Source organism: Pseudomonas sp. 18173 (assembly GCF_050432945.1).
Taxonomy (GTDB): Bacteria; Pseudomonadota; Gammaproteobacteria; order Pseudomonadales; family Pseudomonadaceae; genus Aquipseudomonas.
In genome coordinates, this window is the sequence record NZ_JBKFTN010000005.1 from 1 (window position 1) to 13,625 (window position 13,625).

15 protein-coding genes are annotated in these 13,625 nt (G+C 59.0%); 9 read left to right on the forward strand and 6 right to left on the reverse strand.

All coding sequences use genetic code 11. The features are described from left to right. Positions 1 to 64 precede the first annotated feature (64 nt). Positions 65 to 1,264, reverse strand: a complete 1,200-nt coding sequence (gene tyrS, locus ACLD1X_RS07070; protein ID WP_057396307.1) for a tyrosine--tRNA ligase — start codon at positions 1,262 to 1,264, stop codon at positions 65 to 67. Positions 1,265 to 1,475: 211 nt separating this feature from the next. Between tyrS and ACLD1X_RS07075 the strand changes: the two genes are divergently transcribed. After that, the gene (locus ACLD1X_RS07075; RefSeq protein ID WP_429366713.1) at positions 1,476 to 2,894 is read left to right on the forward strand and encodes a peptidoglycan DD-metalloendopeptidase family protein; all 1,419 of its coding nucleotides are present in this window, start codon (positions 1,476 to 1,478) and stop codon (positions 2,892 to 2,894) included. A 3-nt stretch (positions 2,895 to 2,897) separates the two neighbouring features. Further along, on the forward strand, positions 2,898 to 3,989 hold the full coding sequence (locus ACLD1X_RS07080; protein ID WP_429366714.1) for an anhydro-N-acetylmuramic acid kinase: 1,092 nt from the start codon (positions 2,898 to 2,900) through the stop codon (positions 3,987 to 3,989). 68 nt (positions 3,990 to 4,057) lie between these two features. Here the strand turns inward: ACLD1X_RS07080 and erpA are convergent, their stop codons facing one another. Together erpA and argC are read right to left on the reverse strand one after the other, a co-directional pair. Further along, positions 4,058 to 4,408, reverse strand: coding sequence for an iron-sulfur cluster insertion protein ErpA (erpA, locus tag ACLD1X_RS07085; protein WP_007906865.1), 351 nt, complete (start codon positions 4,406 to 4,408; stop codon positions 4,058 to 4,060). Between the two features lie 166 nt (positions 4,409 to 4,574). After that, positions 4,575 to 5,609: an N-acetyl-gamma-glutamyl-phosphate reductase gene (argC, locus tag ACLD1X_RS07090; RefSeq protein ID WP_413424213.1), complete on the reverse strand. Its 1,035-nt coding sequence runs from the start codon at positions 5,607 to 5,609 to the stop codon at positions 4,575 to 4,577. 135 nt (positions 5,610 to 5,744) lie between these two features. Between argC and hemJ the strand changes: the two genes are divergently transcribed. The 6 genes from hemJ to coq7 all read left to right on the forward strand — a co-directional run bounded on the left by hemJ (position 5,745) and on the right by coq7 (position 10,301). Continuing rightward, positions 5,745 to 6,176 carry a protoporphyrinogen oxidase HemJ gene (hemJ, locus tag ACLD1X_RS07095; protein WP_429366715.1) on the forward strand — a complete coding sequence of 144 codons (432 nt, stop codon included), beginning with the start codon at positions 5,745 to 5,747 and terminating at the stop codon, positions 6,174 to 6,176. 33 nt (positions 6,177 to 6,209) lie between these two features. Next, on the forward strand, positions 6,210 to 7,178 hold the full coding sequence (locus ACLD1X_RS07100; protein WP_429366716.1) for an NAD(P)H-dependent flavin oxidoreductase: 969 nt from the start codon (positions 6,210 to 6,212) through the stop codon (positions 7,176 to 7,178). A 92-nt stretch (positions 7,179 to 7,270) separates the two neighbouring features. Continuing rightward, a complete protein-coding gene (locus ACLD1X_RS07105; protein ID WP_429366717.1) occupies positions 7,271 to 8,236 on the forward strand; it encodes a DUF805 domain-containing protein in 966 nt (321 codons plus the stop codon). A gap of 61 nt (positions 8,237 to 8,297) precedes the next feature. Next, positions 8,298 to 9,086 (forward strand): SDR family NAD(P)-dependent oxidoreductase, encoded by a 789-nt coding sequence (locus ACLD1X_RS07110; protein WP_429366718.1) that lies wholly within the window; start codon positions 8,298 to 8,300, stop codon positions 9,084 to 9,086. A gap of 80 nt (positions 9,087 to 9,166) precedes the next feature. Next, positions 9,167 to 9,505 (forward strand): histidine triad nucleotide-binding protein, encoded by a 339-nt coding sequence (locus ACLD1X_RS07115; RefSeq protein ID WP_007906873.1) that lies wholly within the window; start codon positions 9,167 to 9,169, stop codon positions 9,503 to 9,505. Between the two features lie 148 nt (positions 9,506 to 9,653). Beyond that, on the forward strand, positions 9,654 to 10,301 hold the full coding sequence (coq7, locus tag ACLD1X_RS07120; RefSeq protein ID WP_008017439.1) for a 2-polyprenyl-3-methyl-6-methoxy-1,4-benzoquinone monooxygenase: 648 nt from the start codon (positions 9,654 to 9,656) through the stop codon (positions 10,299 to 10,301). Positions 10,302 to 10,478: 177 nt separating this feature from the next. Here the strand turns inward: coq7 and speD are convergent, their stop codons facing one another. Together speD and ACLD1X_RS07130 are read right to left on the reverse strand one after the other, a co-directional pair. Continuing rightward, positions 10,479 to 11,270 (reverse strand): adenosylmethionine decarboxylase, encoded by a 792-nt coding sequence (gene speD, locus ACLD1X_RS07125; protein WP_007986012.1) that lies wholly within the window; start codon positions 11,268 to 11,270, stop codon positions 10,479 to 10,481. 239 nt (positions 11,271 to 11,509) lie between these two features. Continuing rightward, a complete protein-coding gene (locus tag ACLD1X_RS07130; protein ID WP_007994936.1) occupies positions 11,510 to 11,932 on the reverse strand; it encodes an OsmC family protein in 423 nt (140 codons plus the stop codon). Positions 11,933 to 12,161: 229 nt separating this feature from the next. Here ACLD1X_RS07130 and crp point away from each other — a divergent pair, with 229 nt between their 5' ends. Then, entirely contained in the window at positions 12,162 to 12,806 is a 645-nt protein-coding gene (crp, locus tag ACLD1X_RS07135) for a cAMP-activated global transcriptional regulator CRP (protein WP_429366719.1), read from the forward strand. Positions 12,807 to 12,816: 10 nt separating this feature from the next. Here the strand turns inward: crp and ACLD1X_RS07140 are convergent, their stop codons facing one another. After that, positions 12,817 to 13,518, reverse strand: coding sequence for a lipoate--protein ligase family protein (locus ACLD1X_RS07140; protein ID WP_429366720.1), 702 nt, complete (start codon positions 13,516 to 13,518; stop codon positions 12,817 to 12,819). Positions 13,519 to 13,625: the final 107 nt, after the last annotated feature.

The following is a 13,625-nucleotide window of genomic DNA, read 5'->3' on the forward strand; positions in this document are numbered from 1 at the left end:
ACTGCGCCGGAAGTGGGGCGAATTATAGGCTTCTAAAATTCGCCGTCAACACCTTATTTCAACTTTATTCGGCCTTGAGCGTAATACGCGCAAATGCCTTCTTGCCGGCCTGGCAAACGTGCGTTGCACCCAACGCATATATAAAGGTGCGATCAACCACCTCACCATCTATACGCACACCACCCGAACCGAGAAGGTCGCGCGCCATCGCCGAGTTCTTCACCAGGCCAGCCTTGTTAAGGACAGCAGCGATCGGCATGTCTTCGGCAGCCGTCAACTCGATCTCCGGCAGATCATCCGGCAGCTCGCCTTCCTTCATACGGTTACCGGCTGCACGATGAGCATTGGCCGCAGCCTCCTCACCATGGAAGCGCGCAACGATCTCTTCGGCCAGCTTGATCTTGATATCGCGCGGATTGGCACCCGCCTCCACGTCAGCGCGGAACGCATTGATCTCATCCATGGAACGGAAGCTGAGCAATTCGAAGTAGCGCCACATCAGCACATCAGGAATCGAGACCAGCTTGCTGTACATCACGCCCGGCGCTTCCTGGATACCGACGTAGTTGCCCAGGGACTTGGACATCTTCTTCACGCCATCCAGACCCTCAAGCAGCGGCATGGTCAAAATGCACTGGGCCTCCTGACCATAACCACGCTGCAACTCACGCCCCATCAGCAAGTTGAATTTCTGATCGGTGCCGCCAAGCTCGACGTCTGCACGCAGCGCTACCGAGTCGTAACCCTGAACCAGCGGATAGAGGAACTCGTGAATGGCGATTGGCTGATTGGTCGTGTAGCGCTTGTCGAAGTCATCGCGCTCGAGCATGCGAGCCACGGTGTACTGCGAAGTCAGGCGAATGAAGTCGGCCGGCCCCATCTGATCCATCCAGGTGGAGTTGAACGCCACCTCGGTTTTTGCCGGATCCAGAATCTTGAACACCTGAGTCTTGTAGGTCTCGGCGTTCTCGAGAACCTGCTCGCGAGTGAGCGGCGGGCGCGTAGCACTCTTGCCGCTCGGATCACCGATCATCCCGGTGAAGTCACCAATCAGGAAGATCACCTGATGCCCCAGCTCCTGGAACTGGCGCAGCTTATTAATAAGCACGGTGTGACCCAAGTGCAGATCCGGAGCCGTTGGATCGAAGCCCGCCTTAATACGTAGCGGCTGGCCACGCTTGAGCTTTTCAATCAGCTCGGACTCGACCAACAGTTCTTCCGCACCACGTTTGATCAGCGCTAGCTGCTCTTCAACCGACTTCATAACAGACCCGCAAGGCTCAGATTCAAAGGGAACCAACCATACAAGATCGCGCGTCAAATACAAGGTTTGCCCGGCGCACGGACGCCAATCCACAGACAGGGTGCCTGCGGACTTGCTTCAGAGATGATTTGGTTATATTTTATACAGTTATTTCATCTTCATCATGTCATTCATCTTTTCCAATTCATCTTTTTCAAAGTCAAAACCACTTATGACCACCGAATCGTCTAAAGCGCCGCCGCTTTACCCGAAAACCCACTTGCTCGCCGCAAGTGGCATCGCCGCCCTTCTCAGCCTGGCGCTCCTGGTATTCCCTTCCAGCGATGTTGAAGCCAAAAAGACGACTCTGAGTCTTGAACTGGAAAGTCCTGCTGAACAACTGACACAAGATCAAGACGCTGCTGAAGCCGTTCAAGCCACAAATGAACCAGCAACATCTCCCTTCGCGCAGATCGACAACAGCGCCGAGGACACTCAGGAAACAGCTCTGGCCGAGCCGGCGCCGGTCGTCGAACAAAAGAAGCCGGCAAGCCACAGGGAAGTGATCGTGGCCAAGGGCGACACCCTCTCTACGCTGTTCGCGAAAGTCGGCCTTCCCACCACCTCGGTGCATGAAATACTGGCCAGCGACAAGCAGGCCAAGCAATTCAGCCAGCTCAAGCACGGGCAAAAACTCGAATTCGAACTGAGCCCGGACGGTCAGTTGAGCAACCTGCACAGCAAGCTCAACGACCTCGAAAGCATCAGCCTGACCAAGAACGACAAGGGCTACACGTTCAACCGCACTACCGCGAAACCGACCGTGCGCTCCGCTTACGTTCACGGTGTGATCAACAGTTCGCTGTCGCAGTCCGCGGCCCGTGCAGGCCTGTCCCACAGCCTGACCATGGACATGGCCAGCGTGTTTGGCTACGACGTGGACTTCGCCCAGGACATTCGCCAGGGCGACGAATTCGACGTGATCTACGAGCAAAAGGTGGTCAACGGCAAAGCCGTCGGCACCGGCCCGATCCTGTCGGCACGCTTCACCAACCGCGGCAAGACCTACACCGCCGTTCGCTACACCAACAAACAAGGCAACAGCAGCTACTACACCGCTGACGGCAACAGCATGCGCAAGGCGTTCATCCGTACACCGGTGGACTTTGCCCGCATCAGCTCGAAATTTTCCATGGGCCGCAAACACCCGATCCTGAACAAGATCCGCGCCCACAAAGGCGTCGACTACGCTGCGCCACGCGGCACGCCGATCAAGGCTGCCGGTGATGGCAAGGTGTTGCTGGCCGGGCGTCGTGGTGGCTACGGCAATACCGTGATCCTCCAGCACGGCAACACCTACACCACGCTCTACGGTCACATGCAAGGCTTCGCCAAAGGCGTGAAGACTGGCGGCACGGTGAAACAGGGCCAGGTGATCGGCTATATCGGCACTACCGGCCTCTCCACCGGGCCGCACCTGCATTACGAGTTCCAGGTCAATGGCGTGCACGTCGACCCGCTGGGCCAGAAACTGCCGATGGCCGATCCGATTGCCAAGGCCGAACGCGCACGCTTCCTCGCCCAAAGCCAGCCGCTGATGGCGCGCATGGAACAGGAAAAAGCCACTCTGCTGGCTTCGAGCAAGCGTTAAGTCATGGCGCTCTATATAGGTGTGATGTCCGGGACCAGCCTCGATGGCCTGGACATCGCGCTGATCGAGCAAGCCCCGGCGATCAGGCTGATTGCCTCCCACTACATCCCGATGCCCGATTCCCTGCGCGCCGAGCTGCTCGGTTTGTGCGCCAGTGGCCTGGACGAAATTGCCCGCTCCGCCATCGCCCAGCAGAACTGGGTGAAACTGGCAGCCCAAGGGATTCACACCCTTCTCGCTCAGCAGCAACTCAAGCCTGACGACATTCGGGCAATCGGTAGCCATGGCCAGACCATCCGCCATGAACCGGCTCGCGGTTTTACCGTGCAGATCGGCAACCCGGCCCTGCTGACGGAGCTGACCGGCATCACCGTGGTCAGTGACTTCCGCAGCCGCGACGTCGCCGCTGGCGGGCAAGGCGCACCGTTGGTTCCCGCCTTTCATGAAGCCCTGTTTGAAAAGCGGGCCGGCAACCGCGCGGTGCTGAACGTAGGTGGCTTCAGTAACCTCAGCCTGATCGAGCCCGGCAAGCCGGTTGCCGGTTTCGACTGCGGCCCGGGCAATGTGCTGCTGGACGCCTGGATTCATCAGCAACGCGGCGATCACTTTGACCGCGACGGCCAGTGGGCTGCCAGTGGCAACGTCCAGCCGGTGCTGTTGAATGCGCTGCTCAGCGATCCGTTCTTTGTCACCAAAGGCCCGAAGAGTACCGGCCGGGAAGTGTTCAACCTGCCATGGCTGACACGGCATCTGGCACAACTGCCAGCCTTCAGCGCCGAAGATGTTCAGGCGACGCTGCTTGAGCTGACCGCGCTGACCATCATCGAGTCACTGCAAAGCGCCCAGGCCGACACGCAGGAACTGCTGGTCTGCGGCGGCGGCGCCCACAACTCCGCGCTGATGAGCCGCCTGGCCAATTTGTTGCCAAACGCAAGCGTCAGCAGCACCGCCACCTACGGTGTAGACCCCGACTGGGTCGAAGCCATGGCCTTCGCCTGGCTGGCTCATTGCTGTCTCGAAGGCATCGCGGCCAACCGCCCGAGCGTTACCGGTGCCCGTGGCTTGCGCGTACTCGGCGCCATCTACCCCGCCTGAATCCTCCACACAGCAAAACGCCGCAAGACCCTGAGGCCATGCGGCGTTTTGTGAAACAGGTGCGCTGATCAGATCGAGAACGAAGAACCGCAGCCACAGGTGGTGGTCGCATTCGGGTTCTTGATGACGAAGCGCGAACCTTCCAGACCTTCCTGGTAGTCCACTTCGGCACCCGCCAGATACTGGAAGCTCATCGGATCGACCACCAGACTCACACCTTCGCGCTCGACGATGGTGTCGTCATCGGCCACTTCCTCATCGAAAGTGAAGCCGTACTGAAAACCTGAACAACCGCCGCCCGTAACGAATACGCGCAGCTTCAAGCGATCATTCCCCTCTTCATCGACCAGGCTCTTCACCTTGTGCGCGGCACCGTGGGTGAATTGCAAAGCCGTGGGGGTGAAGGATTCGACGCTCATGCTGACTATCTCCCGGCGTTACGCCGTCATATTGCGTGATGACGCGCATTATCCGCTTCTCCTAGAAAAGCGGTCAACTATTGTTATGGTATATCAACCAATCCAGTCGCCGGCCCGAAATGCAAAAAGGCCCGTCAAACGGGCCTTCAGCTTTACTCGATGAACCTTACGGCAGCATGCCGGCGTGAGACAGGCCCAGACGTTCATCAAGCCCGAACAGAATGTTCAGGTTCTGCACGGCCTGACCCGACGCCCCTTTGACCAGATTGTCGATCACCGACAGCACCACCACCAGGTCACCGTCCTGAGGGCGATGCACGGCAATACGGCAGACGTTGGCACCCCGTACGCTACGAGTCTCCGGATGACTGCCGGCAGGCATCACATCGACGAACGGTTCGTTGGCATAACGTTTTTCAAACAGCGCCTGCAGATCCACCGAACGATCGACAACGGTGGCATAGAGCGTCGAGTGGATGCCGCGAATCATCGGCGTCAGGTGCGGAACGAAGGTCAGGCCGACGTCCTTGCCGGCTGCACGACGCAGCCCCTGGCGAATTTCCGGCAGGTGACGGTGACCTTTGACGGCATAGGCTTTCATGCTTTCCGATGTCTCGGAGTACAGCGAGCCTACGGAAGCACCACGACCTGCACCGCTGACGCCGGATTTGCAGTCGGCAATCAGATGCGAAACGTCGGCCAGGCCGGCTTCGAGCAATGGCAGGAAACCCAGTTGCGTTGCAGTCGGGTAGCAGCCAGGCACGGCAATCAGGCGTGCCTTCCTGATTTGCTCGCGATTGACTTCCGGCAAGCCGTAAACCGCCTCGTCCAGCAACTCCGGGGCACCGTGAGGCTGACCGTACCACTTGGCCCATTCATCCGCGTCTTGCAGACGGAAGTCAGCCGACAGGTCGATGACCTTGGTCCCGGCCGCCAGCAGTTCGCCTGCCAATGCGTGGGCAACACCGTGCGGCGTGGCGAAGAACACCACATCGCAGGCACCCAGGGTCTTGATGTCCGGAACGCTGAACGCCAGGCCGTCGTAATGGCCTCGCAGGTTCGGGTACATGTCGGCTACGGCCAGGCCAGCCTCGGATCGGGAAGTGATGACAACCACTTCAGCTTGCGGATGTTGCGCCAACAGACGCAGCAGTTCGACACCGGTGTAACCCGTGCCGCCGACGATACCGACCTTGACCATAAACCTGCCCTCAACGAACCCACTGGAAAGCCGTCGATAATAGGGGCCGCGCGCCCCTGCGACAACCGTCAAGGTGACGTGCGGAGCCTCAAGCCTCTACTATTCCGGCTACCGTGAATCCTGGAATAACCAAAAATGCTCTATCTGTGGCTCAAAGCGCTTCACATCGTCAGCGTCGTTTGCTGGTTTGCCGGCCTGTTCTACCTGCCGCGCCTGTTCGTCTATCACGCGCAGAGCGAGGACGCCGTCAGCAAGGAACGCTTCAGCATCATGGAACGCAAGCTCTACCGGGGCATCATGGGACCGGCGATGATCGCCACGCTGATCTTTGGCGGCTGGCTGATCAGCCTCAACCCGAGTGCGTATTTCACTCAGGGTGGCTGGATGCACGCCAAGCTGACGCTGGTGGTGATCCTGATCGGCTACCACCACATGTGCGGGGCCCAGGTAAAACGTTTTGCCCGTGGCGAAAACACCCGCAGCCATGTCTTTTATCGCTGGTTCAATGAGGTTCCGGTTCTGATATTGCTGGCAATCGTAATTCTGGTCGTCGTTCGGCCGTTCTGAATCCAATAGGCACAACTCACCGGGGTACTTCCAATGTCGCTGCCCGCTCTGCTCGAACAACGTTTGCGTCTGCCCGTGGTGGCGGCGCCAATGTTCCTGATCTCCAATCCGCAATTGGTACTCGCCTGTTGTCGCCAGGGCGTGGTCGGCAGCTTCCCGGCGCTGAATCAGCGCGAGAGCAGCGGTTTCAAGGCCTGGCTGGAAGAAATCGAAGCAGGGCTTGCGACAATGGAAAACGCCGCGCCTTATGCCGTGAACCTGATCGTCCATAACAGCAATCCGCGCTTGCAGGCGGATCTGCAGATCTGCGTCGAACACAAAGTGCCGATCGTGATCACCAGCCTCGGCGCCGTGAAAGAACTGGTCGACACGGTCCATGGCTACGGCGGCCTGGTGTTCCATGATGTGACAACCCGTCGTCATGCCGAGAAAGCGGCCGAAGCAGGCGTGGATGGCTTGATCGCCGTGGCGGCCGGTGCCGGTGGGCACGCCGGGACCTGGAGCCCGTTCTCGCTGATTGCCGAAATCCGCCAGTTTTTCGACAAGACCCTGTTACTGGCCGGCTGCTTGAACCACGGCCACGAAATTCTCGCCGCTCAATTGCTCGGCGCCGATCTGGCCTACTTCGGTACGCGATTTATCGGCACCACCGAAAGTCACGCACCTGAAGCCTACAAAGAAATGCTGCTGACTTCCAAAGCGGCCGACATCATCCATACTCCAGCCGTGTCAGGTGTGCCTGCGAGCTTCATGCGCCAGAGCCTGGAGGCTGCCGGTTTCGACCTGGCCGCCTTGCAGGGCAAGGGCGAGATCAACTTCGGTTCCAAGCTCAAGCCCGTGAGCGATGAGGCCAAAGCCTGGAAAACCGTCTGGTCGGCAGGCCAGGGCGTGGGGGAAATCGAGGACTTGCCGAGCGTCGAGCAACTGATTGCCCGTCTCGACGCGGAGTACCGCCAGGCACTGGAGCATGCGGCCCAGCTGCCCAAACGCTGGCCGCGCTGACCGCAAAACTTGGCCAGCCCCACCCGGCTGGCCTTACACTCGCCCGGACACACCATTCTCTTTCAACCTCTCGCGACAAGGATGCTTCGAACATGGGCGAAAACCGTTTCAAGATCATCTTCGAGGGTGGCTTGCTGCCCGGTGTCGACATCACCACGGCAAAGCTCAACCTCGCCGAATTGTTCAAAAGCGATGTCGCGGCCATCGAGCGCCTGTTCAGCGGGCGCCCGGTAGCGCTCAAGCGCAACCTGTCGCAGGCCGATGCCCAGACCTATCTCAAGGCGCTGAGCAAAACCGGGATCGACGCCCGCATCGAAACCGACACACCGATCGAGCTGAACCTCGCCGACGTGCATGACCATGCTCCAGCCAGCAACCAGGCCGCCTTGGCAGAACCGCTGTCTCCCTACGCGCCGCCTCGCGCACCCGTCGGCGAAGCCGTGGCGGAATTCGCCACACTCAAGCCATTCAGTTTCGATGGCCGTATCGGCCGTTTGCGCTACCTCGCCTGGACGCTGGTGCTGACTCTTGTACTCCTGGCTGTTTGCGGGGTGTTTGCCTTGGTCGCGCTGGCCCTCATCGCCGCGGATTCGACCGCCGGCCTGATATTGGGCGGCTTGCTGGCGTTGATCCTGTTTGTCGGATTTGCCTTCGTCAGCATCCAGATCACCGTTCAGCGTTTACACGATGCCGGTTGGTCCGGCTGGCTGTGGCTGCTGAACCTGGTGCCCTTTGTTGGCAGCATCTTTCCCTTCGTGATCATGGTCGTCCCGGGTAACGAACTGGCCAACCGCTACGGTCCGCCTCCTCCGCCGAACAGCACCGCAGTCAAGGTATTGTCTTCGCTGTGGCTGGTCTTTATCGCGCTGATCCTGGTCGGCACCCTGGCCGGAGGTCTCACGGCGATACAGGATGAATACGAAAGCGCCGCGCAGAGCAGCTACGAAAGCAGCTCGGTCACCACCGACGAAATCGACGTCGAGGCCGAACCGGCGCCAAATTCCACCAACGATGCAGCCGAAGAGGCCCAGCCCCCTGTAGACTCTGCGAAAGAATGAACAGCGCTCCAGGCCCGTGACACCTGCGTCGCGGCGCGGAGCTGTTGCGATGGAGAACTGCATGACCCGTTACGCTCTGATCACTGGCGCCTCCAGCGGCATCGGCCTGGCAATGGCCGAAGCGCTGGCCCGGCGCGGCCGCAGCCTGATTCTGGTGGCCCGACAACGTGATCAGCTGGAAAGCATTGCGATTGAACTGACCCAGAGGTTCGGCGTGGAAGTGTTATTCCGCGCCTGCGACCTGGGCGAACCGTTGCGCCTGTCCGGATTCCTGCTGGAGCTGGAAGAAGGCGACCGGCAGATCGACCTGCTGGTCAACTGCGCCGGTATCGGTACATGCGGCCCGTTTCTGGCCCAGGACTGGATGACCGAGCAAGACCTGATCGAAGTGAACATCCTCGCCCTCACCCGCCTGTGTCATGCCATCGGCAACAGCATGGCCCTGCAAGGCGGCGGGCAGATTCTGAATGTGGCCTCGGTGGCGGCGTTTCAACCGGGACCGTGGATGAGCACCTATTACGCCAGCAAGGCCTATGTGCTGCACTTTTCCGAAGGATTGCGCGTCGAGCTGAAAAAGTGCGCGATCAAGGTTTCCGTGCTCTGCCCCGGACCGACCCGCACGGCGTTTTTCCGCACCGCGCAACTCAACAGCGACAAGCTGACCAACAGCAAGCTGTTGATGAGCCCCGAAGAGGTGGCGCTGTACACCGTGCGCGCGCTGGAAAAGAATCGAGCGATCATTATTCCGGGGCGGCGCAACCGCTGGTTTGCCTTCCTGCCAAGGCTCGGCTCACGCTGGCTGACCCGCACAATCGCCGGCATGATCAACAAGGCTTACTGCCCGCGCTGATCCGGCTCAAGGTAAAAAGCTGGGCGCTGGCATAAGCCGTGAGTACACTCAGCCCAGCCCAAACAACGGAGAAAACAGCTGTGGATACTCTGTTCACCAAGATCATCAACCGGGAAATCCCGGCAAAGATCATTTACGAGGATGACCAGGTACTGGCCTTCCACGACATCGCCCCACAGGCACCGGTGCATTTCCTGGTGGTCCCGAAGAAACCGGTGCGCACCCTTAACGACCTCACCGAGGACGACAAGGCGCTGGCCGGGCATATTCTGTTCACCGCCCAGCGTCTGGCCCTGGAGCTGGGCTGTGAAGAAGGCTTCCGGGTGGTCATGAACTGCAATGAATTGGGCGGGCAAACCGTCTACCACATTCATATGCACGTACTGGGTCAGCGCCAGATGCACTGGCCGCCGGGCTGATTGCGGTAATCCCTGTGGAGGCGGCGCACTGCCGCTTTCACAAAAAGCATCACAGCACTGTCACAGCCCCTGCATCACAATGACCCAGCGCAATCCTTCCCCGGCCGTTTGGGTTAAACTGGCCACCGAAATTCCCCCGGAGGTCAGCATGACTACCCAACGTCACTACTCGCCCATTGACCGCCTTCTGCTGCAAGCCGATGCCGCGATGCGCACCCTGCTGCCCTTCAGCGGCCAGCCGTACCGCCCATCGCCCGCCATCGTGCAGCCGGATGCAAAAATGAGCGACGAAGACACGCGCCACGTTGCCGGCCTGATGCGCATCAACCATACCGGCGAAGTCTGCGCCCAGGCGCTGTACCAAGGGCAGGCGCTGACCGCCAAACTGCCGCAAGTGCGTGCAGCCATGGAGCATGCCGCCGAAGAAGAAATCGATCACCTGGTCTGGTGCGAACAACGCATCCATCAACTGGGTAGCCACACCAGCATCCTCAATCCGCTGTTTTATGGCATGTCTTTCGGGATTGGCGCAGTGGCCGGCCTGATCAGCGACAAAGTCAGCCTGGGGTTCGTTGCGGCAACGGAAGACCAGGTGTGCAAACACCTGAACGAACACCTGGAACAATTGCCGGCCGAGGATGAAAAATCCCGGGCAATTCTTGAACAGATGCGTATCGATGAAGAGCAGCATGCCGAAAGTGCACTGGATGCTGGCGGGTTCCGCTTTCCGGCGCCGATAAAATTCGGGATGAGCCTGATGGCCAAGGTGATGACCAAGAGCACCTATCGAATCTGACTGCGTTTTTCTGTAGGAGCGAGCTTGCTCGCGAAGGACGTCAACGATTACGGGTGTATCTGAATAAACGTGTCGCTCTCAGGTCCATCGCGAGCAAGCTCGCCCCTACAAAGGTTTGTGACAGGCATGAAAAAGGCGACTGCCGTGAGGGAGTCGCCTTTTTTGTGGCCGAAAATCTTACGCCATATTGCGCGCGTAGAAGATTTCGAGCATTTCGTGCTTCACCCGCTCGGTCACCTGGGCGCGCTGCTCAGAGGACAGGTTGCTGGTGGCGTCGCCGAACAGGTAGTTATCCAGTTCGAAGTTCTTGAGCAGCATCTTGGTGTGGAACAGGTTTTCCTGGTACACGTTCACGTCGGTCATCTGGTACGCGTCGTAAGTGTCGTCGGAGAGGTAGTTCTGGATCGAATTGATCTCATGGTCGATGAAGTGCTTTTTGCCTTCAACGTCACGGGTGAAGCCGCGCACACGGTAGTCCACGGTCACGATGTCCGAATCGAACTGGTGAATCAGGAAGTTGAGCGCTTTAAGCGGTGAAATGACCCCGCAAGTCGACACGTCGATGTCCACACGGAAAGTTGCAATACCACTGACCGGATGGATTTCCGGGTAGGTGTGCACCGTGATGTGGCTCTTGTCGAGGTGGGCCAGAATGATTTCGGGCAGCGGGCCCGGGGATTCTTCGATCTGACTGTCGGTCGGGGTTACCGGCTCTTCGGAGATCAGGATCGTGACGCTGGCGCCCTGCGGCTCATAGTCCTGACTGGCAATGTTCAGGATGTTGGCACCAATGATATCGACAACTTCCGTGAGAATCTGCGTCAGGCGCTTCGCGTTGTACTCTTTATTGATGTACTCGACGTAAGCCTGCTGGTCTTGCGGGGTTTCCGCGTAGCAGATGTCATAGATGTTGAAGCTCAAGGTCTTTGTCAGGTTATTGAACCCGTGGAGCTTGAGTTTGCTTTTCACCGTTAAAAACTCTCTATGTGTTTGCGGCCAGGCCGCGTGATCAAGCATGCCCGTCAGATGCGAACAACGCAGCTGCGTAGGACGGTTAACACCTCTTCGCGATGGCGATTTTGGTTGTCTGTTCGGGTACGAGGCCTGTCGGCTGACGGGCCACTACCCTGAAAAAAGTGGCGCATTATGCAGACGTCAGCTTGTGTTCGCCAGAGTCTGCACTGCTTTTATGATAGTTGAATGTCGATTCAACCGAGCTCGATGATCTCGTAGTCGTGGGTGATTGCCACGCCTGCCGCGCCGAGCATGATCGAGGCCGAGCAATACTTCTCGGCAGACAATTCGATGGCGCGCTTGACCTGGGCTTCTTTCAGGCCGCGGCCCTTGACCACGAAGTGCATGTGGATCCTGGTGAACACCTTCGGATCTTCGGTCGCACGCTCGGCTTCAAGGAAGGCTTCACAGCTTTCGACCGCCTGGCGGGACTTCTTGAGGATGCTGACCACATCGAAATTGCTGCAACCGCCGACACCCAGCAGCAGCATCTCCATCGGCCGGACACCCAGATTTCGTCCGCCGGCATCGGGCGGACCGTCCATGACCACGACATGACCGCTACCGGATTCACCGAGGAACATGGCTTCGCCAGCCCATTGGATGCGTGCCTTCATCGCCAAGACTCCACTGTATAAAAAAGGGTCGCCAGCTTAGCACAGGCCCCGTGATTGACAGCGCCCGGCGTCCTGGGACATATCCCACCGGCGTGTAGGTAAATGCTCGAATATTCAATGAAGTGTCTGTTAAGCTGACGCCAATTCAATGGCGCATAGCCAGCTTAACTCCAGCGCTCGCTATTTATAAAAAGCCAAACACACCGTGCAGTTTTTTCGGGATACAACCATGGTTGCTATTGCCCCCACCCCCAAGATCAAGAACCTCGACAAGCTGTTGATGCATTGCCAGCGCCGCCGTTATCAGGCCAAGAGCAATATAATCTGTGCCGGCGACCGCTCGGAAACACTGTTCTTCATCCTCAAAGGCTCAGTCACCATCCTGATCGAGGATGACGACGGCCGGGAAATGATCATTTCCTACTTGAACGCCGGGGACTTTTTCGGCGAGTTGGGCCTGTTTGAACAAGCCGGACTGGAGCAGGAGCGCAGTGCCTGGGTGCGGGCCAAGGTCGAATGCGAAGTTGCGGAAATCAGCTACGCAAAATTCCGCGAGTTATCCCAGCAGGACCCGGACATTCTTTACGTCCTCAGCGGACAAATCGCACAGCGCCTGCGCAACACCACGCGCAAGGTCGGTGACCTGGCATTTTTTGACGTGACCGGCCGCGTTGCCCGCTGCCTGCTGGAACTGTGCAAACAGCCAGACGCCATGACTCACCCCGATGGCATGCAAATCAAGGTGACCCGTCAGGAAATCGGACGGATTGTCGGTTGTTCCCGGGAGATGGTCGGTCGCGTGCTCAAGGATCTGGAAGAACGCAACCTGGTGGACGTCAAAGGCAAGACCATGGTGGTCTTCGGTACGCGATAAGCTCGAAAACCTAGCCGCTGAACATCTGCGCCAGCATCAACCGGTAGAGTTCGTCGAGGCGCGCCAGCGCATGGGGCGCCTTGAACTTCTCATGCAGCGCAATGTGGCTTTCGGCGCGGACTCGTTGCTCCAGACCGCAGGCCTCGTTGAAACGATTGACCGCGGCGACCATCGACTCTCGTTCGTTATCCAGCAGCATCGCCCCATGCACCAGTCCCACCGGACGCTGACCGCCCTGACTCTGACGCCAGCGCTGGGCGGTGCCGACCATCTTGCGTCCATCGAGGTTGACGTTGAAGCGACCGTCACAGAAGGCGCCTTCGATTTCCCCCAGAGATGAAGTGCCACCCAACTCATCGAGCAACTGACAGATCGGATCGCACAAGCGCCGGTAACCGGTCTCGATACGGTTCAAATCCCCTTCGCTGCGCGGCGGCGCGTAAACCAGTGCGATGTTGATCGTTGAGTCCGATTGCGGCACCGGCTCGCCACCGGTTTCACGCAACAGCACCGGCCAACCTGCCGCCGCCGACACTTCGCACGCGGCATCGAAACCGGGCAAGCGATTCAAGCGGCGCGGCATGACCAGCGCCCGATCGCTGGGCTGCCAGAACAGCAGGCCGAACTCAGCGTCGCCAGCGCAGACCGAGGCCAGCAGATCCTGCTCGGCCTGCAGGCCGGCTTCGATGGTCAGGGAGACAGGTGAGGTCATAAGGTTTTCCGTAGGACTTGAAGTCTGTGGCGCATCTTATGCCGTCTTCGCGAGCAGGCTCGCTCCCACATTTGATCGCGACCCAATGTGGGAGCGAGCCTGCTCGC

What these genes read in the sequence shown, in the direction of transcription:
- ACLD1X_RS07100 (WP_429366716.1), top strand. Translation starts at nt 6,210, where the DNA reads ATGTCGCTGCCCGCTCTGCTCGAACAACGTTTGCGTCTGCCCGTGGTG.
- crp (WP_429366719.1), top strand. Translation starts at nt 12,162, where the DNA reads ATGGTTGCTATTGCCCCCACCCCCAAGATCAAGAACCTCGACAAGCTG.
- argC (WP_413424213.1), bottom strand. Translation starts at nt 5,609, where the DNA reads ATGGTCAAGGTCGGTATCGTCGGCGGCACGGGTTACACCGGTGTCGAA.
- ACLD1X_RS07140 (WP_429366720.1), bottom strand. Translation starts at nt 13,518, where the DNA reads ATGACCTCACCTGTCTCCCTGACCATCGAAGCCGGCCTGCAGGCCGAG.
- ACLD1X_RS07075 (WP_429366713.1), top strand. Translation starts at nt 1,476, where the DNA reads ATGACCACCGAATCGTCTAAAGCGCCGCCGCTTTACCCGAAAACCCAC.
- hemJ (WP_429366715.1), top strand. Translation starts at nt 5,745, where the DNA reads ATGCTCTATCTGTGGCTCAAAGCGCTTCACATCGTCAGCGTCGTTTGC.
- ACLD1X_RS07110 (WP_429366718.1), top strand. Translation starts at nt 8,298, where the DNA reads ATGACCCGTTACGCTCTGATCACTGGCGCCTCCAGCGGCATCGGCCTG.
- ACLD1X_RS07080 (WP_429366714.1), top strand. Translation starts at nt 2,898, where the DNA reads ATGGCGCTCTATATAGGTGTGATGTCCGGGACCAGCCTCGATGGCCTG.
- ACLD1X_RS07130 (WP_007994936.1), bottom strand. Translation starts at nt 11,932, where the DNA reads ATGAAGGCACGCATCCAATGGGCTGGCGAAGCCATGTTCCTCGGTGAA.
- ACLD1X_RS07105 (WP_429366717.1), top strand. Translation starts at nt 7,271, where the DNA reads ATGGGCGAAAACCGTTTCAAGATCATCTTCGAGGGTGGCTTGCTGCCC.
- erpA (WP_007906865.1), bottom strand. Translation starts at nt 4,408, where the DNA reads ATGAGCGTCGAATCCTTCACCCCCACGGCTTTGCAATTCACCCACGGT.
- tyrS (WP_057396307.1), bottom strand. Translation starts at nt 1,264, where the DNA reads ATGAAGTCGGTTGAAGAGCAGCTAGCGCTGATCAAACGTGGTGCGGAA.
- coq7 (WP_008017439.1), top strand. Translation starts at nt 9,654, where the DNA reads ATGACTACCCAACGTCACTACTCGCCCATTGACCGCCTTCTGCTGCAA.